The sequence below is a fragment of the Streptomyces sp. NPDC001493 genome (assembly GCF_053597235.1).
In genome coordinates, this window is sequence record NZ_JBSFHV010000014.1 from 12,272 (window position 1) to 33,870 (window position 21,599).

Here is a 21,599-nt window from a genome sequence, read left to right on the forward strand (position 1 = left end):
GGCGCGCCCTCAGCTCCCTCGCCTATCCCGTACTGCTGACGGCCACCCTGCTGGTGGCGACGGCGGCCCTGCTGTTGGACTGGAATCCCGAACGAGTGAGTCCCCTTTTCCTCGTCGGCACCCTGATGTACCTCACCGTCCTCGAAAGACTGATTCCACACCGCCGCGACTGGCACCCCGACGGGGCGGAATGGCGTTGGTACGGCGTCTATTTCCTGCTGACCATGGCCGGGAGCGCGCTGGCGCAGTTCTCGGTCACGACGGCGGTGGGAAAAATCTCGCCGGCCGATCCGGCACTTCCCCTAGCGGCCGAGATACCGGCCGCGCTGCTGAGCGGTTCGCTCGCCGGCTATCTGGTCCACCGGCTGGGGCACACCAACCCCGTTCTGTGGCGGTTGCACGGGGTCCACCACGTACCGCAGAAGGTCAACGTCGCCAACAACGGCGTCAACCACGTCCTCGACATCGTCCTCGCCCAAGGCGTCGTGCAACTCACCCTGGCACTGGCCGGGTTCTCCCAGCGGTCTGTGCTCGCGACGGGGCTCTTCGTCGCCGCGCAGGGCTACTTCGTCCACGCCAACATCGACGTGCGGATCGGCCGGCTCAACCACGTTTTGGCAAGCCCGGAGCAACACCGCCTGCACCACAGCACGGACCTCGCGGAAGCGGGCCACTACGGCTCCGACCTGTCCTGCTGGGACCACCTCTTCGGAAGTTTCACCTGGCGTCCCGGCCGTGAGCCGGCCGCGGTCGGGCTCAGCGATCCCAGCTCGTTTCCCGGGACCGGCGAGATCCTCGGCAGTCTCTTCCGTCCGTGGCGCCGCTCTAAGCGGCCCGGGGACGGCATCGCCTGAAGGGGCCTTCGGGCCCCGCACCGCTGACTCGGTCGCCGCCCGTGGCAGCGCGACCACTTGATGAGGAGTGTGCGAACTTGGCTGACGCGACCAACGACGTTTCGACGGGCAAAATCGCGATCATCGGCATCGGCTGCCGCTTGCCCGGCGGAGCTTCGGACCACCGTGCTTTCTGGCAGAACCTGTTGGACGGCAAGGACTGCGTCACCCCCACGCCGCCGGACCGCTACGACGTCACGACCCACCGGAGCGGTCACCGGGACAAGCCCGGCCGGCTGGTGGGCGGCCGGGGCGGATACATCGACGGCTTCGACGAGTTCGAACCCGCCTTCTTCGGCATCAGCCGTCGCGAGGCCGACCACATGGACCCCCAGCAGCGCAAGCTTCTGGAGGTGGCCTGGGAGGCCCTCGAGGACGGCGGCCAGCGGCCGGCGGATCTGGCGGGCAGCAACACCGCCGTGTACGTCGGCGCGTTCACGCTCGACTACAAGATCCTGCAGTTCGCCGACCTGAGCTTCGAGACGCTCGCCGCCCACACCGCCACCGGCACCATGATGACGATGGTCTCCAACCGGATCTCGCACTCCTTCGACTTCCGGGGACCCAGCCTCTCCGTCGACACCGCGTGCAGCTCCTCCCTGGTCGCCGTACACCTGGCCTGCCAGAGCCTGAAGCGCGGGGAGAGTGATCTGGCGCTCGCGGGCGGGGTGCTGCTGCACATGGCGCCGCAGTACACCGTGGCGGAGTCCAAGGGCGGGTTCCTGTCGCCCGAGGGCCGTTCCCGCACGTTCGACGCCCGGGCGGACGGATACGTGCGCGCCGAGGGGGTCGGTCTGGTGGCGCTGAAGCGCCTGGAGGACGCCGTACGCGACGGGGACCCGATCCATGCGGTGATCCTGGGCAGCGGAGTCAACCAGGACGGCCGGACCAATGGCATAACCGTCCCCAACGGGGATGCCCAGGTCTCCCTCGTGCGGCAGGTCTGCGCCGAGGCCGGCATCACCCCGGGTGATCTGCAGTACATGGAGGCGCACGGCACGTCCACGCCCGTGGGCGACCCGATCGAGGCCAACGCCCTCTCGCGCGCCCTGGCCATCGGGCGTGCCCCCGGCGCTCCCTGCTACGTCGGTTCCGTGAAGGCGAACATCGGGCACACCGAGTCGGCCGCCGGAATCGCCGGACTGATCAAGACGGCACTCTCGGTCAAGCACCGCACCATCCCGCCGCACATCAATCTCGAACGCGTCAACCCCGCCATCGACCGGGACTCCTCGCCGTACGAGTTCCCCGACCGGGTCACCCCGTGGCCCGCCCACGAGGGACCGGCGCGGGCCGGTGTGAACTCCTTCGGCTTCGGCGGCACCAACGCGCATCTCGTCCTGGAAGAGGCCCCGGAGCGTGCCCGCCCGGTGTCCCCCGCACCGCGGCGCGGCTGGAACATCCTCCCGCTGACCGCGCGCCACCCCGATGCGCTCGTACGGATCGCGGAGGGCGTCCGCGGCGAGCTGGCGGGCGAGCGTGGCCCGGCGGTCTCCCTCGCCGACCTCGGCCACACCCTGGCGCACCGGCGCCAGCACCTGGAGTCCCGGCTCTCCGTGGTCCACTCCTCGCGGGAGTCCCTGGACCAGGCCCTGGCCGCCCACCTCCGGGGCGAGGCACACCCCCGGGTGGTCCAGTCGAAGCAGCTGGACCCCCAGGACAGCCGCCTGGTCCAGGTGTTCACCGGTATGGGCCCCCAGTGGTGGGGCATGGGACGCGGGCTGCTGGCGAGCGAGCCCGTGTTCCGGGACGCGGTCGCCGCGTGCGACCGGGAGATCAGGAGGATCGCGGGCTGGTCACTCCTCGACGAGATGGCGGCCGACGAGGCGCGGTCCCGGATGGCGGAGACCTGGCTGGCGCAGCCGGCCAACTTCGCGGTGCAGATCGGGCTGGCGGCCCTGTGGCGTTCGTACGGCGTGCGCCCAGACGCGGTCGTGGGGCACAGCACCGGGGAGATCGCGGCCTTCTACGAGGCGGGCGTCTACTCCCTGGAGGACGCGGTCGCGGTCGCGGTCCACCGCAGCCGCCTCCAGCACACCCTCGCCGGAGCGGGCACCATGCTCGCCGTCGGTCTGCCCGAGGACGAGGCGGAACGGCGGGTGCGGCAGTTCGGGTCGCGGATCTCGGTGGCGGCCGTCAACAGCCCGGCCTCGGTCACCCTCGCCGGGGACGAGGAGGCGCTCACCGCGCTGGCGGAGTCGCTCCGGGCCGAAGAGATCTTCGTCAAGTTCCTCGCGGTCGAAGTTCCGTACCACAGCGCCGCCATGGACCGGATCAAGGACGAACTGCTGGACTCCCTGGCGGACATCACGCCCCGCCCGGCACGCGTTCCCCTCTACCTCACCGGTCTGGACGGGGTCGCCGAAGGCACCGAGCTGGACGCGGGGTACTGGTGGAAGAACGTCCGTGACCGGGTGCGTTTCCGCGCCGCCGTGGACCGGCTCGCCGACGACGGCTACCGCCTCTTCCTGGAGGTCGGACCGCACCCGGTGCTCGGGCACGCGATCCGCGAATGCCTGGAGGCCGGCGGCCGGACAGCCGTCTCCGTGCCCTCGGTCCGCCGCGCGGAGGACGAGAACGAGCGCTTCGCCCTCTCCCTGGCCACCCTGCACAACCTCGGCGTCCCCATCGCGTGGGACGTGCTCCACCCCGCCGGCGAGACGGTTCCGCTGCCCCGTTATCCCTGGCGGCGCGACCGCCACTGGACGGAGCCCGGCTCCGTCGCCCAGGTCAGGCTCGGCCTGCTCGACCACCCGCTGCTGGGGCGCCGAACCAGCCATGCCCAGCCCACCTGGCAGTCCCGGCTCGACACCGAGACCCTGCCGTACCTCGCCGACCACCGTATCCAGGACACCGTGGTCTTCCCCGCCGCCGGCTACCTGGAGATGGCGGCCCAGGCCGTACGGACCCTGACCGGGGACACCCACGTGGTGCTCGCCGACATCGATCTGCGCAAGGCGCTCTTCCTCGCGGAGGACGAGGCGAGGACCGTCCAGCTCTCCGTGTCCCTGGAGGACGGGGGCTTCACGATCGCGTCCGCACCCGCCGGCCCGGACGCGGAGCGCGCCGTGCACGCGAGCGGGGTGGTCCGCTCCGCACAGCGGCGCTCGGCCGGACCCGCGCTGGACGCCGAAGCGGTCAAGGGCCGGAGTACCCACCGGCTCGGCGCCGAGGAGTGCTACGCCGGACTCGCCGCCCTCGGCTACCACTACGGCCCCGCCTTCCAGGCCGTCCAGGAGGTCTGGATCGGCGCCGGCGAAGTGCTCGCACGGATCGGCCCGACGGCTCCGATCGGCGACGACGCCTCCCGCCATCACATTCATCCCACCCTGCTGGACGCCTGCTTCCAGAGCCTGCTGACGCCCCGGATCCTGGCGACGGACACGTCCCCGCCCGGCACCGGAATCCGGCTGCCGCTCTCGCTCGACGAGATGAGCCTCTCCCCCGTCGGCGACCGGCCGCTCTGGGTGCACGGCACGGTGTCGCGCAGCGACGGCGACGAACTCGTCGGCGACCTCGCGTTGTACGCGGAGGACGGCACGGCGCTCGGGGCTTTACGCGGATTCCGCGCGGCCGACGTGGAGAAGGCGTCAGCCGCCGTCTCGCGGAGCACCATCGACTCCTGGCTCGCCGAACCCACCTGGATCGACCGCCCGTGGGCCGAGGCCCCCGAGGTCTCCTCGTCGCCCGGGGCGGACGGGCAGGACTGGCTGGTCCTCGCGGACGGCGGCGGCCTCGGGGACGCCTTCGCCGATCTGGTGACCGCGCGGGGCGACCGCTGCCGGGTGGTGCGGGCGGACACGTCGCAGGGGCGGCCGGTCCGGGACGGGGAGTTCGCCGTCGCGCCGGAGTCCGCCGAGCATCTGGAGCGGCTCTTCGCCGATCTGGACCGGGACGGCACGCCCTTCGGGGGCACCGTCGTCCACCTGTGGAACCTCGATCTGCCGGAGCTCCCGGCCTGTGAGCGCAAGGGCCTGGCACGGGCGGCCGGAACCGGCGCCTACTCCCTGGTCGCGCTCGCCCGGATTCTCGCCGCGCGGCGTACCGGCGGCCGGCTCCACGTCGTCACCCGGGGCGCGCAGCCCGTGTCACCGGGCGAGACGGTCGAGCCGCTCGCGGCCCCGGCCTGGGGCGTCACACGGGTGCTGCGCCACCAGGAGCTGGTCGGACACCGCGGCAAACTGGTCGACCTGGATCCGGCGCGGGAGCCCGGCGCGCCCGGTCTCCGCGCCGATGCCGAGGCCCTGCTGCGCGAGTTCCTGACCGACGACGAGGAGGAGATCGGTCTGCGGGGCGACCGCCGCGCGACCAGTCGCCTCCGCCCCGCCGAGGGGCTGACCAGACCTCTGCCGCTGAGACTGCGCGCGGACGGGAGTTATCTGGTCACCGGTGCGTTCGGGGCGCTGGGCCGGCTCCTGTGCCGGACCCTCGTGAAGCGCGGGGCCCGCCGGCTGATCCTGATGGGCCGCACCCCGGTACCGCCGCGCCAGGAGTGGGCCGGGGCCGGCCCGGCCACCGCCGCCGGCCGGGCCATCGCGCTCCTCCGCGAACTGGAGGCCCTCGGCGCGCAGCCGGTCCTGGCGCCGGTGGACGTGACCGACGAGGACGCGCTCACGGGCTGGCTCGACACGTACCGGCGCCGGGGCGGCGCCCCGGTGCGCGGCGTGTTCCATCTCGCCGGACAGGTGCGCGACACGCTCGTCGCGGAGATGGACCGGACCACCTTCGACGCGGTGCTGGACCCGAAGGTCATGGGCGCGTACCTGCTCGACCGGCATCTGCGGGACGAGCCGCTCGACCACTTCGTGCTCTTCGCCTCGATCGCCTCGCTGCTGACGACCGCCGGTCAGACCAACTACGCGGCCGGCAACGCCTTCCTGGACGCGCTGGCGCACCGGCGGCGCGCCCAGGGGCTGCCCGCGCTGAGTCTGGACTGGGGCCCGTGGGCGACCGGCATGATCGAGGAGCTCGGTCTGGTCGACCACTATCTGCACAGCCGGGGCATGAGCTCGTTGTCCCCGGACGCCGGGATGAGTGTGCTGGAGCGGGTCATCGGGCAGGACCGGGCCCAGTTGCTGGTCGCGACGGTCGTCGACTGGCCGACGTTCCTGGCCTGGTACGACACGCCTCCCCCGCTGGTCTCCGAGCTCGCCGCGGCCGCCCGTGACCAGGTGGCGGAGGAGGGCAACGGCTTCCTCGACACCTTCCGGCGCGCCGGGGAGGCGGAGCGCCGCGCCCTGGTGGTCGAGCGGTTCACCTCGCTCACCGCCACCGTGCTGCGCACGGCGCAGGAGGAGATCGACCCGTCCGGCGGACTCGGCGGCCTGGGACTCGACTCGCTCCTCGCGATGGAGCTCCGTGCCCGGGTGCAGGCGGATCTGGGCATCGCGCTGCCGGTGGTCGCGCTGCTGAGCGGTACGCCTGTCGGCCAGCTGGCCGACCAGTTGTACGCGGGGCTGCTGGAACGCGTGGCGGCGGACGCCGCCGGGGACGGCGAAGCTGCGAGCGCCGTGGAGGTGTTCACCGACGAGCGCAGTCACCCGCTGACCCAAAACCAGAAGGCGCTCTGGTTCCTCAAGCAGCTCAACCCCGAGGGGTACGCGTACAACATCGGTGGTGCGGTGGAGGTGCGCGCCGAAATCGAACCGGAGCTGATGTTCGAGGCCGTGCGCCGGCTCATCGCCCGGCACCCCGCGCTGCGCACCAACTTCCATCTGGAGGACGGGCAGCCCGTGCAGCGGACCGCGTCCGACGCGGAGCCCGACCTCGCCCTCTTCGACGTCCAGGGCCAGGAGTGGGAGGAGATCCGGCGGACGATCATCCGCGAGTACCGCAAGCCGTACGACCTCGAACGCGATCCGCTGGTGCGGTTCCGTCTCTTCAAGCGTGAGCCGGGCCGCTGGGTCATCATGAAGGCGGTCCACCACATCGTGTCGGACGCGATCTCGACCTTCACCTTCATCGAGGAACTCCTCGCCGTCCACGAGTCCCTGAAGCAGGGTCGGGAGCCCGCGCTGCCGCCGGTGGGCGCGCGGTACCTCGACTTCCTCAACCAGCAGAACCGCTTCCTGGCGAGCCGGGAGGCCGGCGCGATGCTGGAGTACTGGCGGTCCCACCTGCCCGCCGAAGTCCCCCTGCTGGACCTCCCGGTGGACGGGGCGCGCCCGGCCGTGCAGACGCACAACGGCGCCTCCGAGTTCTTCGTCCTGGACGACGACCTCAGCGCCCGGGTGCACGCCCTGGCGCAGCGGCACGGGGTGACCCCGTTCATGGTGCTGCTGAGCGCGTACTACATCCTCCTGCACCGCTACTCCGGGCAGGACCACGTCGTGGTCGGCAGCCCGGTGACCGGCCGCACCCAGCAGGAGTTCTCCTCGGTCTACGGCTACTTCGTCAACCCGCTCCCGCTGCACGCGGACCTCTCGGGCGCGCCCACGGTCGCCGAGCTGCTGGAGCAGGTCCGCTCCACCGTGCTGAACGGCCTGGACAACCAGGAGTACCCGTTCGTGCTGCTGGTCGAGGAGCTTGGGCTCCAGCACGACCCGAGCCGCTCCGCGGTGTTCCAGGCGATGTTCATCCTGCTCACCCACAAGGTGGCCACCGAGCAGTACGGCTACCGGCTGGAGTACATCGAACTCCCCGAGGAGGAAGGGCAGTTCGACCTGACCCTGTCGGCGTACGAGGACGAGGCGGAGAGGCGCTTCCACTGCGTGCTGAAGTACAACTCCGACCTCTTCCTGCCGGCGACCGTCCGTCGGATGGCCGCGCACTACGTCCAGTTGCTGGAGAGCATGACCCGTGCGGCGGCGGAACTGCCGACGCCCCGGCTGGAGATGCTGGACGCCCCGGAGCGTGAGCGGCTGGTGGGCGAGTGGAGCGGCGCCCGTGCGCTGCCGGCCCGCACCGGGACGGAGGCGGCCGACGTCCGCCCGGTCCACCGGCTGATCGAAGAGGCCGCCGCCGCCCGGCCCGAGGCGGTCGCGGTCTCGGTGCCCGCCCTGTCCGGGGAGACGGCGCGGACGACGTACGGCGAGCTGGACCGCCGGGCGAACGCGCGGGCGCGGCGCCTGCGCGACCTGGGGGTCGGCGCCGGGTCGGTCGTCGGGGTCTGCCTGGACAAGTCGCCGGAGCTGATCGTCACGCTGCTCGCCGTGCTGAAGGCGGGAGGCGCCTACCTTCCGGTCCATCCGGACCAGCCGGCGGACCGGGTCGCGCACGTGCTGCGCCGCGCCGGGGCCGCTCTGCTGGTCGTCGAGAACGCGCGGGCCCCGTGGGCGGAGGGCCTGCCCGTGCCCGTGACGACCGTGGACGGTCTGCGCGGGACGGAGTCGGACGGGCCGGCCCCGCGGGTCGGGACGGACCCGGACGCTCCGGCCTACGTGATCAACACCTCGGGCTCCACCGGCCGCCCCAAGGCGGTCCGGGTCAGCCACCGGAGCCTGGCCTCGGCGTACGCCGCCTGGCAGCGGGAGTACCGGCTCGACGGGACGGGCGTCCATCTCCAGATGGCGGAGCCCTCGTTCGACGTGTTCACCGGTGACCTGGTGCGGGCCCTGTGCTCGGGAGGCAGCCTGGTGCTGGCCGACCGGGACCTGATCTTCGACACGCCCCGGCTGTACCGCACCATGCGCAGTGAGCGGGTGGACTGCGCGGAGTTCGTCCCCGCCGTCGTACGGGGCCTGATGGACCACTGCGCACGGGAGGACGCGCGGCTCGACTTCCTGCGGCTCCTTGTGGTGGGTTCGGACGCCTGGAAGGTCGCGGAGTACACCCGGCTGCGCGAGCTCTGCGGACCCGGGACCCGGGTGATCAACTCCTACGGCCTCACCGAGGCCACGATCGACAGCGCCTTCTTCGAGGGGCCCGCCGACGGCCTGGAACCGGGTCTCATGGTGCCGATCGGCCGCCCGCTGCCCAACAGCACGCTCCATGTCCTCGACGCGCACGGTGAACCGGTGCCGCCGGGTGTGCCGGGCGAGCTGTGGATCGGGGGCGAGGGTGTGGCGCTGGGGTACGCCGGTGACCCGGAGCAGACCGCGGCGCGTTTCGTCACCCGGCGGCTGAGCCGGGAGTCCGGGGCGCCGCCGGAGCGTCTGTACCGGACCGGGGACCTGGCGCGCTGGGACACGGAGGGCCGGGTCCATCTCCTCGGGCGCGGCGACCACCAGGTCAAGCTGCGGGGTCACCGGATCGAGATCGGCGAGATCGAGGCGCATCTGGCGGGCTGGCCGGGTCTCGCCCGGGCGGTGGTGGCCGTCCGCCCGGACGCCGCCGGGGACGCCACGCTCTGCGCGTACTGCGTGGCGGAGCCGGGGGCGGTGCTCGACCGGCGGGCGCTGCGCCGCCATCTCGCGGGGGCCCTGCCCTCGTACATGGTGCCCTCGCACGTCACCGAGCTCGACGCGCTGCCGCTCACCCCGCACGGGAAGGTCGACGTCACGGCGCTGCCGGTGCCGGTGAGCGGGGACCGGCAACAGTCGTACGAACCGCCGGTGACCCTGTACGAGGTGAGCATGGCCCGGCACTGGGGGGCCCTGCTCGGGACGGAGCGGGCGGGGCTCGGGGACGACTTCTTCGAGTCCGGCGGGAGTTCCATCAAGCTGATCGAGCTGCTCCACCATCTGCGGACGGAGTTCGGCGTCAGCATCCCGGTCAGCCGGCTCTACCAGGTCACCACGCTGCACGGCATGGCCGCGGCGGTGGAAGAGCGTGTCAACAGCACGTCCGCCGAGGAGCTGCCCTATCTGACCTTCAACCCCGGCCCGGGGCGGCCCGTCTTCTGCTTCCCTCCGGCGGGCGGCCACGGTCTGGTCTACCGGGGTCTCGCGGAGCAGCTCGCCCGATACCGGCACCGCACCGTCGCCTTCAACTACGTGCCGGGCGACGACAAGGTGGTCCGTTACGCCGACCTGGTGGAGTCCGTCGAGCCGGACGGCCCCTGCCTGCTGCTCGGCTACTCGCTCGGCGGCAACCTCGCGTTCGAGGTGGCGAAGGAGCTGGAGTCGAGGGGCCGCGAGGTGGACCGGGTGGTGGTGCTCGACTCCCGCCGCATCATGGAGACGTACGAGCCGGGAGAAGAGGGGATCAAAACCTTCGAGGCGGAGCTGGGCCGCCACATCCGTCTGCACACGGGATCGGAGGTCGTCACCCGGACCGTCCTCGAACACGCCGCGGAGTACCTGGAGTTCTGCGGCCGGACGCCCAACACGGGGACGGTGGCAGCCCGGGTGGGCGTGGTGACCGACGAGGAGAAGGCCGGCCTCTACGCGGCCGGTGCCCCCGGTGCCTGGCACGGCAGTTCCACCACCGGGACGCGGGTCCTGAAGGGTTCGGGGACCCACGCCGACATGCTCGATCCCAAGCACCTGCCCCGCAACGCCGAGCTGGTGCGCACCCTGCTGACGGGAGACGGCCATGCGGGATGACGCGGGCTCCGACTGGAGCCGACGGGAGCGCGCTCCCGGGAGCAAACCCCGCGTCATCGTCGTCGGGGCGGGGGTGGCGGGCCTGTCCACCGGCGTGTACGCGCAGATGAGCGGGGCGCGGACCAGGATCTTCGAGAAGCATGTTCTGCCCGGGGGCTGCTGCACGGCCTGGTCCCGGGACGGCTACATCTTCGACTACTGCATCGAGTGGCTGATCGGCACCGCCGCCGGCAACGACGCGAACCAGGTGTGGCGTGAACTGGGCGCGCTGGACGGCAAGTCCATCACCAACTTCGAGCTGTTCAACAAGGTGGTCGACGAGAACGGCCGGTCGGTGACCTTCTGGAACGACCCGGACCGGCTGGAGGAGCACCTGACCGGGGTCTCCCCGGCGGACGCCCGGCTGATCCACTCGTTCTGCCGGGATCTGCGACGGTTCACGAAGATCGAGCTGTATCCCTTCCTGACCGCACCCGCCCTGCGGACCGTACGGGAGAGGGCGGCGACGCTGCGCACGGTGCTGCCGGCGTTCCGCCTCTTCTGGCGGACCGCCGCCACGCCGATGCACCGGTTCGCCGACCGCTTCGAGGACCCGCTGCTGCGCAGGGCGTTCCGGAACATCTTCTTCCAGGACCCGGAGGGCTTCCCGCTGCTGCCGTACCTCTTCAACATGGCCAGCGCCTACCACGGCAACGCGGGCTTCCCCCAGGGCGGTTCGCTCGGGCTCGCCCGGTCGGTGGAGGAGCGGTACACCGGGCTCGGCGGGACGGTCACCTACCGGGCTCGCACCGAGAAGGTGCTGGTGGAGAACGGCCGGGCGATCGGGGTCGAACTCCGCAACGGCAGGCGGTACTACGCCGACCACATCGTCTCCGCCTGCGACGGGCGCACCACGATCCAGGGGCTGCTGGAGGGGCGTTGGACCAGCCCGAGGATCGACCGGCTCTACGGGGAGCTGCTGGAGAGGCCGGGGACCCTCTTCCCCGCGGTGGTCTCGGCCTTCGTCGGCATCCGGGGCCCCCTCCCGGCGGAGGACGCCCACAGCACCACGTACCTGCTGAGGCCCGAGGACGCCGCCCGGCTCCCGGGCGCCCTGCAGAGCAGTCTGGTGGTCCAGTTGAGGTCCCGCTACTCCGACGGGTTCGCCCCGCCCGGCAAGTCGGTGGTGCACTGCACCTACTTCAGCGATTACGCCCACTGGCAGGAGCTGCGCCACAGCGACCGCAAGGCGTACCGGGCGCAGAAGCAGCAGGTCGCCGATTTCGTACGGGGCTTCCTGGCGCGGCGGTGGCCGGACGTGGCCGAGCGCATCGAGCTGGTGGACGTGGCATCGCCGGCCACGACCCGGCGCTACACCGGTAACCACAACGGTTCGATCCTGGCCTGGAAGGCGTTCTCGGACGCCGACGACGTGGCGTCCGATCTGGTCGGCAAGGACCGGATGCGGCTTCCCGGGCTCAGCGGTTTCTCCATGGCCGGCCAGTGGGTCGGCATGGGCGGCCTGATCCGTGCCGCGTCCACCGGCAGGTTCGCCGCGCAGTACCTCTGTGAGGAGCTGGGCATCCCGTTCAGGGCGTGGGAGAGCACTCCCGCCGGTCCCTGGCACATCGGCAAGCTGGGGCGGCTGCCGCAGCTCGACCGGTGGACCGCCAAGGAAGGCACCGGCGCGTGACGACCGAGGAAGGCAGGCCCATGGCGCGTTCACCGCGCGACAGGGAAACCATGATCATCATCGGCGCGGGGCTCGGTGGTCTCTCCACCGGCGCGTACGCGCAGATGAACGGTTACCGCACCGAGGTGCTGGAGATGCACGAGCTCCCGGGGGGCTGCTGCACCGCCTGGGAGCGCGGGGACTTCACCCTGGACGCCTGCGTCAGCTGGCTGCTGGGCAGTGGTCCGGGCAACGAGATGCACCAGATCTGGCTGGAGCTCGGCGCGTTGCAGGGCAAGGAGATCCGCCACTTCGAGGTGTTCAACATCGTGCGCACCCCGGACGGCCGGGCGGTCTACTTCTACTCCGATCCGGACCGGCTCCAGGAACATCTGACCGAGCTGTCGCCCGCCGACGCAAAGCAGATCAGGGACTTCTGCCGCCAGTTGCGTTCCTTCCGCAAGGCGCTGGCCGTCTATCCCTTCCTGAAGCCGGTCGGGCTGATGGGCCGGGTCGAGCGCTGGCGGATGCTCGCGTCGTTCGTGCCGTACTTCAACGCGGTGCGCAAATCGATCTCGGTGCTGATGTCGGAGTACTCGGCGCGGTTCAAGGACCCGCTGCTGCGGCAGGCGTTCAACTTCGTCCTGTACGAGAGACATCCGGGGTTCCCGGTGCTGCCGACCCACTTCCAGCTCGCCTCGCACGCCAATCTGTCGGCCGGGGTGCCCGAGGGCGGATCGCTCGGTCTCGCGCGGTCGATCGAGCGGCGCTACCTGAGCCTCGGCGGGAAGGTCTCGTACAACACCAAGGTGGAGGAGATCCTCGTCGAGCGGGACCGGGCGGTCGGGGTGCGGCTCAGCGACGGCCGGGAGATGCGCGCGGACATCGTGGTGTCGGCGTGCGACGGTCCCACCACGATGATGAAGCTGCTGAAGGGCCGCTACCTCGACGACGCCTACCGCCGGCTGTACACCCGGACCCTGTACGAGCCGGGCATGGTGTTCCCGGGGTACTTCACCCTCTTCCTCGGGCTCAACCGCCCCTTCCCCGAGGGCGATCCGTGCACCACCTATCTGCTGGACGAGGCGCAGGCCGCGGAGCTGACCGGCATCCGTCATCCGAGCATCAACGTCCAGTTCCGCAGCCGCCACTACCCGGAGCTGTCGCCGAGCGGGACGTCCGTCGTCTACGCCACGTACTTCTGCGACATCGCGCCCTGGCGGGCCCTGGACGAGGGGCCCGAGCAGCTCACCCGGTCGCGGGGCGGCGAGCGGCTCCACACCCTGCCGGTCCGGCACGGGCGCGGTTACTACGCGGCGAAGCGGCGGGCGCGCACGGCGCTCGTACGGTTCCTGGAGGAGCGTTACCCGGGTATCGAGGACGCCATCGCGGTACGCGACGTGTCGAGCCCGCTCACGCAGGTCCGGTACACGGGCAACCACGACGGGACCGTGCTGGGGTGGCAGCCGTTCGTGGAGAGCGGCGAGACCCTGGAGGAGCTCGTCAAGAAGCACGGCCCGGGGCTGCCGGGGCTGGAGAACTTCTACCAGTCCGGTGTCTGGGCGACCACCGGCGGGCTGATCCGGGCCGCCGCCGCAGGACGGCACGTCATGCAGTTCGTCTGCCGCGACGACGGCCGGAAGTTCACCGCGTCGGTCGACGACAGCGGGCCGCCGCCGACCCACCTCGTCGTCCCGGTGCCGAGGCGCGCCCAGTTCCCTTCCGCCGCGGCCCGCCTCGCTTCCACCGGCACTTCCACCGGCACTTCCACCGGCGTGGACAAGGAGCACCTGTGAAGACCAAGAAGTGGGTCGTGCGGGAGCACGTCGAGGGGACTCCCGACGTGGACCGGATCTACGAGCAGGTCGTCGAGGACATCGACGTGGATCTGGCGCCCGACGAGATGCTCCTGCGGACGCTCTACGTGTCGGTCGACCCCTACCTCCAGGGCATCGCCCTGGACACCCCGCTCGGCAGCCACATGGGTGCCGACTCGGTCATGGAGGTGCTGGAGGCCGGGCCGCTCGCCCCCCACCGGCCGGGCGACCTGGTGCAGGGCTTCGGCGGCTGGCGCTCCCATCTCGTCAGCAAGGGCACGGAGTGGCTCTGGCAGACGGGCACCTTCCCGATGGTGTTCCCCGCCTACCGGCGTCTCGACCCGGGCTGGTTCGACGAGGCGCTGCCCCTCGCGACGGCGCTCAGCGCGATGGGCGGCCCCGGCATGACCGCCTGGGGCACGCTCACCACCTTTCTGACGGTCGGTCCGGGCGACACGCTGGTCATCAGCGGGGCGTCGGGAGCCGTGGGGACACTCGTCGGGCAGATGGCGCGGCTGGCCGGTGCCCGGGTGGTCGGTACGACATCGAGCCCGCGGAAGGCGGAGTACCTGACCGGGCTGGGGTTCGACGCGGTCGTCCTGTACCGCCAGGGCGACAGCGCCGGGAGTGTGCGCGAGGCGCTGGCGTGGGCTGCGCCGGACGGTGTCGACCGCTACTTCGACAATCTGGGCGGCGCGGTCACCGACGCGGTGTTCTCGCTGCTCAACGTCGGCAGTCAGGTGGCGGTGTGCTGGCAGTGGGCGACCCAGGTGGGCCGGGACGCGGTCGGGCCCAGGCTGCTGCCGTACATCATGTTCCCGCGGACGACGGTGCGCGGGATCTTCTCCCTGGAGTGGTTCACCGACGAGAACTGGCGGGCCCTCCACACGGAGCTGGGCGGCCGGATCCGACGGGGGGAGATCGTGTGCGACCACACCCTCCACCACGGTTTCGACTCCATCCCCGCCGCCTACCGGAGCCTCTACCACGACCGTGCGTCCAACCTGGGCAAGGTGCTGGTGGAACTGTGACCGTCCCGCCCTCCCCCGCTCCTCACCCAGCCCCACCCCGTCGATCCCGTACCACCAGGAGGTCGTGTGTCCGCCGCAGTCAGTGACAACGCCGGTCCCGAGCAGGCCCTGCTCCCGCTGCACCGCCTGGAGTTCGGCGTCCCGGGCCCGCCCGAGCGCGTCGAGCTGTCCGACGGCTCGCCCGCCTGGCTGGTGAGCCGGTACGCGGACGTCCGCCAGGTGCTCGGCGACAGCCGGCTCGGGCGGGCCGGGCTCTACACGCCCGACGGGCCGTCCCTGCCGGACCAGCCGGTCCTGGTGAACGATCCGGACCTGCTCTTCAACCAGGACGGCCCCGAACACCTGCGTCTGCGCCGCACCATGCACCGCGCCTTCACCCCGAGGGCCGTCGCCCGCTGGCAGCCCTGGATCGCGGCGATCGTGGAGCAGCTCCTGGACGGGCTGGCCCGCCGGGAGGCCCCCGTGGACATCGTCGCCGAGTTCGCGCTGCCGCTGCCGGTGGCCGTGATCAGCCGGCTGATGGGTCTCGACGCGTCGGCGCGGGACCGGATGCGCCACTGGAGCGAGTACGCCCTCTCGGACGGCTCCTGGCCCGCGGAGGAAGTCGGCGCGGCCATGGCCGAGTTCTCGGCGTTCGGTGGTGAGCTGCTGGCCCTGCGGCGGCGCGAGCCCGGGGACGACCTGGTGAGCGGGCTGGTGCAGGCCGCGGACGAGGAGGGCGGCATCCCGGAGGCGCAGTTGGTGAGTCTGGTCTGCGGGCTGGTGGTCGGAGGCCATGACAGCACGATGACCATGCTCAGCAACTCGCTGTTCTACCTGCTCGGCGAGCGGCCGGAGAGCTGGCCCCGGCTCGCCTCGGGCGAGGAGGCGGCCGGGCGGGTGGCGGACCGGCTGCTGCACGGCATTCCGCTGGGCGACGACCGCGGCACCACTCGTCGTGCGGACGAGGACGTCGAGGTGGGAGGAGTGTTCATCCCGGCCGGCGCGGTGGTGGTCGCGGACTGCGGCATGGCCAACCGGGACCCGGCGGTCTTCCCGTCGGAGTGGTCCGAGGACCTGTTCGCTCCGCTGGAGACACCCACCCTGTCGTTCGGGGCGGGGCCGCACTACTGCCTGGGCGCGTGGCTGGCCCGGACGGAGCTGCAACTGGCCCTGCACCGCCTGGCGGCCCGTTTCCCCGAGCTCCGGCTGACGGAGCCCGCCTCGTCCGTCCAGTGGCGTCTGGGCTCCACCTCGCGCGGCCCGGTGCGGCTCGGGGTGACCTGGTAGGCGGCGCCGGGAGTGCTGGGCTCCGGCCCGACCCGGACGAGCCCGGGGGGCGGTCTCCGCGCGCCCGGGACAGACTGGCGGGCATGACGCGGCGGCGCTGGTACTTCGACGGATGGATCGGGGCCGTGGGCACCGCCTCGGGGACGCGGCTGGTGCTGGGGCACTGGCCGCGCTCGCCGTTCGGGGCGTTCAGCGACGTCATGGTCGAGCACCCGGACGGTGAGCGCCGGCTGCTGGCACCCACTCGCCGTATCGCGGGCTTCGTCGCGCAGACGTATGCCTTCGACCGGGTCGAGGTGGTGCCGGTGGACGTCCGGCGGGACGGGGCCCGTTGGTGCGTCGAGGCGGGCCCGCTCGCCCTGGACCTCGTCACCGGCCCCCGGACGGCGCTGGGGTGGCTGCTGCGGACGGTGCCCGCGCCGCTCGCGCGAAGCCACACGTGGGCCGCCGTGTGCGACGTACCGGCTCGTCTGCTGCCCGGCGTCCGTACGCTCGGCAGCGCCGGTCCGGGCCGGCGCGAGTGGTACGGGGCGCGGGACCAGCACCGCGTCCTGTCGGCGAGCGCCTCCCTCGGCGGGGCGGATCTCGGCGGACTCGCCCCCGTCGACCCACCGGTGACCTTCGGGTTCGGATCGGCACCCCGCGATCCGTCGGTCGTACGGATCACCTCGACGGTGGAGACGTCCGAGGAACCGGGGACGCCGGGGACGCCGGGCTGATGGGGACGCCGGGCTGACGGGTAGACGGGCTGACGGGTTCGTAAGGGGCGCGGGTCCGCGCACGGAGAGGACAGAGCCGGGGCGTTCACGGACAAGCCGCCCGTGCTCCGGGGCCGTAGCGTCCCTGTCGTCACCCCCTTTTTCCACACCGGGCCCCTGCCCCGTGGGCCGACCGGCCCCGGCCGGAGCCCGGACGACAGGAGACGAACCATGTCCGAGTTCCCCGCCGCGCCGACCTCCCCCGTGCTGGAGCAGGCCGCCGCCGCGTTCGCCGAGGCGACCGCGAACCCGCCGTACCTCTTCGAGCTCGCCCCGGCCGAGGGCCGCAAGGCGGTCGACGAGGTCCAGTCGGGCGACATCGAGAAGCCCGAGATCACCGAGGAGTGGATCACCGTCGAAGGCGGTCCCACCGGATCGGTCAAGGCGCGCATCGTCAAGCCCGCCGGGGCCACCGGCACGCTCCCGGTCATCCTCTACATCCACGGCGCGGGCTGGGTGTTCGGCAACGCGCACACCCACGACCGGCTCGTCCGCGAGCTCGCGACCGGCGCGGGCGCGGCCGTCGTCTTCCCGGAGTACGACCTCTCCCCCGAGCACCGCTACCCGGTCGCGATCGAGCAGAACTACGCGGTCGCCCGCTGGGTGGTCGCCGAGGGCGCCGGCAAGGGCCTGGACGGTGGCCGCATCGCGGTGGCCGGCGACTCGGTCGGCGGCAACATGACCGCCGCCCTCACCCTGATGGCCAAGGAGCGGGGCGACGTACCGCTGGTCCAGCAGGTGCTGTTCTACCCCGTCACCGACGCGTCCTTCGACACCGCCTCGTACCACCAGTTCGCCGAGGGGTACTTCCTGCGCCGCGACGGCATGCAGTGGTTCTGGGACCAGTACACGACCGACCCGGCCCAGCGCGCCGAGATCACCGCCTCGCCGCTGCGCGCCACCACCGAGCAGCTCACCGGGCTGCCGCCGGCGCTGGTCATCACCGGCGAGGCCGACGTGCTGCGGGACGAGGGCGAGGCCTACGCCAACAAGCTGCGCGAGGCCGGTGTCGCGGTCACCGCGGTCCGCTACCAGGGCATCATCCACGACTTCGTGATGCTCGACGCGCTGCGCGGGACGCACGCCGCCGGGGCGGCCATCGAGCAGGCGATCGGTACGCTCCGCGCCGCTCTGCACTCCGCCTGATTTCCCGTCCGGGACCACGAAGAACCAAGGAGTTCCCCCATGCCCTCGTCCGACAGTCCGACGATCGTCCTGGTGCACGGCGCCTTCGCCGATGCCTCCAGCTTCGCCCTGCTCATCCCGGAGCTGACGGAACGCGGCTTCGACGTCGTCGCCCCGGCGGTGCCCAACCGGAGCCTGATCGGCGACGCCGCCTACATCGCCTCCGTGGTCCGCTCGATCGCCGGACCCGTGATCCTGGTCGGCCACTCGTACGGCGGAGCGGTCATCACCGTCGCGGGCGAGGAGGAGAACGTGAAGGGCCTGGTCTATCTGGCCGGGTACGCGCTGACCGAGGGCGAGAGCCTGGGTGAGCTGCAGGGCCGCTTCCCCGATTCCGACCTCGCGTCCGCGCTCGTGTACACCCCCTTCCCGGTCGAGGGCTCGGACGAGCCGGGCACCGACGTCTCGGTGGTACCGGAGAGCTTCCCGGCCGTCTTCGCCCACGACGTCGACCCCGGCCTCGCGAAGATCCTCGCGGTCTCCCAGCGCCCCCTCGCGGCCCGGGCGTTCGCCGAGGCGGCTCCCGTCGCCGCGTGGAAGACGAAGCCCTCCTGGGGCCTGGTGGCCTCCGCCGACCGCACCATCAACCCTGAGGTAGAGCGTTACGGTTACCGGCGCGCGGGCATGACGGTGGTGGAGGTCGACTCCTCGCACCTGGTGATGCTCTCCCACCCCGCGGATGTCGCCGGCCTCATCGAGAAGGCCGTGCACGGCATCGGCTGACCAGCACGCTGACAGGCCGGGCAAGCAGCCCGCCCGCCGCCCCCGCGTGCGCCGTCCGCGCGTACGCGTCCTCCCCGTCCGTGCGCGGACAGCTCCTCGGATCCCGTCCGGTCCTCCCCGACCGGACGGGATCCGTGTGTGTCCGCCCGTCACCGACGGCCCCGCGCGGACGGCTGTTCACCCGTACATCACCCCGTGCACGGGCGGCGGTGGGCAGCCGTTCGCCCCGGCTTGTGAACCTGCGTGGCGTCGCACCCGCCCGGTCGGCAGTCCCGAAACACCCGAGGAACCCCCTGTGAAGCGCACGCTCTCCTCCATGGCCGCCCTGGTCCTGGCCGCTTCGGCGGTCACCGCCGCCGGCGGTACCGCCTCCGCGCACGCCCCGGCCCGGGTCCTCGGTTCCGGTCAGCACTTCTCCACGACGAAGACGCCGTACGCCCCTCAGCAGGATTGGCGCGACTACGAAGCGGTCCCCGCGTCGTTCACCCCGGTGTTCACGGAGAGCGTCTCGCGTCACGGGTCCCGTGCCATGTCCGACAGCGAGGACGGGGACGCGGTGCTCGCGGTGCTGCGGGACGCGGAGAGCAAGGGCGGGCTGACCCGCCTCGGCGCCCGGCTCGGCCCGCAGGTCGAGTCGCTGCTCGCGGCCGCCTCGTCCGTGGGTTACGGGGAGCTGTCCGGCCGCGGTGTCCAGGAGCAGCGGCAGACCGCGCAGCGCATGGAGCGGCGCCTGCCCTCCCTCTTCCGCCGCATCGTCGCCGGGCAGGAGTCCGTCGAGGTCAGGACGTCCGGGGTGAACCGGGCGACGGCCAGCGCCAACGCCTTCACCGGTGGTCTCACCTCCGCCGATCCGAAGCTGACGGATCTCGTCCGGGCGCCCGTCACCGACAAGGACCTGCTGTACTTCCACAAGCAGCCGCAGAACGCCGACTACCAGGAGTACGTGGAGAGCGACCCGGATCTGGCGGCGGTGCTCGCGAGGATCGACGGTGCTCCGGACACCGCGCGGAACGCCGAGGACGTGGTGGCCCGTCTGTTCACGTCCCGGTACGCCGCCGCCATGACCGCCGAGGGCCGGGTCGCGTTCGCGCGCTCGCTGTACGAGCTGTACGCCGCCGCGCCCGACCTGCGGGTGGAGGCCCCGGACGTGGACCTCGACGCGTTCGTGCCCGCCCGGAACGCCCAGTGGTTCTCGTACCTCGACGACGCCGAGGAGTTCTACGAGAAGGGCCCGTCGTTCAGCGGGCGGACCATCACGTACGGCATGGCGAACGTGCTGCTCGACGACCTGTTCGACCAGGTCGAGGCGAAGGCCGCGGGCACCAGCGCGAAGGGGGCCGTGCTCAGCTTCACGCACGCCGAGGAGATCATGCCGCTCGCGGTCCTGCTGGGGCTGCCCGGCTCCACGAAGTCCGCGGAGCTCGACGAGCCCTACACGTACGCGAACAACGCGTGGCGCGGGGCTCAGGTCGCGCCGATGGCCGCGAACGTGCAGTGGGACCTGTTCGCCGGACCGCAGCACGCCGGGAAGGGCGGGAAGGACGGCAAGAAGGCTTCGGGCGGGACGCGTTACCTGGTCCGGATGCTCTACAACGAGAAGGAGACGGCCTTCAAGGCGTCCTGCGAGCCGATCTCCCGGGGCTCCCACTTCTACGACCTGGACGAGCTGAAGAGCTGCTTCGGCCGGAGCTGACACCGCGGCTCCCCCGGATGCGCGGGCGTGGCCCGCGCGCGAGGATCGGACCGGAGGGCGTGTCCGGCGCGGAATGGCGCCGGACGGGCCGGAGGGGCGCGCACGCACGCCGCCCCTCCGCGCCGACCGATGCCCGTCCCGTTCGCCCCGGCGGGGCGCCTGGAGGTAGTCGATGCCGCGACCGCTGTGGACCGGTGCCATCAGCTTCGGGCTGGTGACCATCCCGATCAAGGTGGTGTCCGCGACCGAGGACCACTCCATCCCCTTCCGGCAGGTGCACCTGGAGGACATGGGCCGCGTCCGCACCCGCAAGGTGTGCGAGGTGGACGGCGAGGAGGTGCCTCAGGACGAGATCGCGAAGGGGTACGAGGTCGCCAAGGACCGCACCGTGCCGGTGACCGACGAGGAACTGGGCGGGATGCCGCTCCCGACGGCCAAGGCGATCGAGATCGTCGCGTTCGTCGACGCGGGCACCATCGACCCGGTCCGGATCGGCGATTCGTACTTCCTGGCGGCCGACGGCGAGGTGGCGAACAAGCCGTACACCTTGTTGCGGAAGGCGCTGGAGCGCTCGGAAAAGGCCGCCGTCGCCAAGTTCGCCTGGCACAACCGCGAGCGTCTGGGGCTGCTGCGGGTACGGGAAGGGGCGATCGTGCTGCACTCGATGCGGTGGCCCGACGAGATCCGCAGTCCCGGGGAGCTCGCACCCGAGGCGGTCGAGCTGGACGACGGTGAGATCGACCGGGCCGTGGAGCTCACCGAGAGCATGGCGCTCGACTCCATCGACGCGTTCCGGGACGAGTACCGCGCCGCGCTGGAGGAACTGATCGCGGCGAAGGCGGAGGGCCGGGAGCCTGCCGCGCCCGCCGGGGAGGGTGAGCGGGAGCCCGGCAAGGTGGTGGACCTGATGGCGGCCCTCAACGCCTCGGTCAAGGCCGCGCAGGAAGGCCGGGGCGAGCACGAGGGTGAGGCCACCGTCCACGAGATGCCGGCCGGCGGGCGGGGCGCGCGGAAGGGCGCTGCGAAGAAGAGCACGGCGAAGCGCACCACCGCGAAGAAGGCCACCGCAACGAAGTCCTCCACGGCGAAGACCGCGAAGAAGGCTCCCGCCCGCAAGGCGCCGGCGCGGAAGCGCAGCGCGTCCTGAGGCGCCG

11 protein-coding genes are annotated in these 21,599 nt (G+C 72.0%); all 11 read left to right on the forward strand.

Features of this window, described 5'->3' with window-relative positions:
• Positions 1 to 32: 32 nt before the first annotated feature.
• The 11 genes from ACWCWD_RS20435 to ku all read left to right on the forward strand — a co-directional run bounded on the left by ACWCWD_RS20435 (position 33) and on the right by ku (position 21,592).
• Positions 33 to 854, forward strand: a complete 822-nt coding sequence (locus ACWCWD_RS20435) for a sterol desaturase family protein (protein ID WP_450774517.1) — start codon at positions 33 to 35, stop codon at positions 852 to 854.
• A gap of 77 nt (positions 855 to 931) precedes the next feature.
• Complete coding sequence (locus ACWCWD_RS20440) at positions 932 to 10,318, forward strand: non-ribosomal peptide synthetase/type I polyketide synthase (protein WP_450774207.1); 9,387 nt, start codon at positions 932 to 934, stop codon at positions 10,316 to 10,318.
• A complete protein-coding gene (locus ACWCWD_RS20445; RefSeq protein WP_450774209.1) occupies positions 10,308 to 11,990 on the forward strand; it encodes a phytoene desaturase family protein in 1,683 nt (560 codons plus the stop codon). The genes ACWCWD_RS20440 and ACWCWD_RS20445 overlap by 11 nt, the downstream gene beginning before the upstream one ends.
• A 50-nt stretch (positions 11,991 to 12,040) precedes the next feature.
• A complete protein-coding gene (locus ACWCWD_RS20450; protein ID WP_450774518.1) occupies positions 12,041 to 13,765 on the forward strand; it encodes a phytoene desaturase family protein in 1,725 nt (574 codons plus the stop codon).
• Entirely contained in the window at positions 13,762 to 14,817 is a 1,056-nt protein-coding gene (locus ACWCWD_RS20455) for an MDR family NADP-dependent oxidoreductase (RefSeq protein ID WP_450774212.1), read from the forward strand. Before ACWCWD_RS20450 ends, ACWCWD_RS20455 begins: the two co-directional genes overlap by 4 nt.
• Positions 14,818 to 14,883: 66 nt before the next feature.
• Positions 14,884 to 16,086 carry a cytochrome P450 gene (locus tag ACWCWD_RS20460; RefSeq protein ID WP_450774214.1) on the forward strand — a complete coding sequence of 401 codons (1,203 nt, stop codon included), beginning with the start codon at positions 14,884 to 14,886 and terminating at the stop codon, positions 16,084 to 16,086.
• Positions 16,087 to 16,169: 83 nt separating this feature from the next.
• Positions 16,170 to 16,805, forward strand: a complete 636-nt coding sequence (locus ACWCWD_RS20465; protein WP_450774216.1) for a hypothetical protein — start codon at positions 16,170 to 16,172, stop codon at positions 16,803 to 16,805.
• A 210-nt stretch (positions 16,806 to 17,015) separates the two neighbouring features.
• Positions 17,016 to 17,990, forward strand: coding sequence for an alpha/beta hydrolase (locus ACWCWD_RS20470; RefSeq protein ID WP_450774218.1), 975 nt, complete (start codon positions 17,016 to 17,018; stop codon positions 17,988 to 17,990).
• Between the two features lie 39 nt (positions 17,991 to 18,029).
• Positions 18,030 to 18,752 (forward strand): alpha/beta fold hydrolase, encoded by a 723-nt coding sequence (locus ACWCWD_RS20475; protein ID WP_450774220.1) that lies wholly within the window; start codon positions 18,030 to 18,032, stop codon positions 18,750 to 18,752.
• A gap of 295 nt (positions 18,753 to 19,047) precedes the next feature.
• On the forward strand, positions 19,048 to 20,445 hold the full coding sequence (locus ACWCWD_RS20480) for a histidine-type phosphatase (protein ID WP_450774222.1): 1,398 nt from the start codon (positions 19,048 to 19,050) through the stop codon (positions 20,443 to 20,445).
• 172 nt (positions 20,446 to 20,617) lie between these two features.
• Positions 20,618 to 21,592, forward strand: a complete 975-nt coding sequence (gene ku / locus ACWCWD_RS20485; protein ID WP_450774224.1) for a non-homologous end joining protein Ku — start codon at positions 20,618 to 20,620, stop codon at positions 21,590 to 21,592.
• Positions 21,593 to 21,599: the final 7 nt, after the last annotated feature.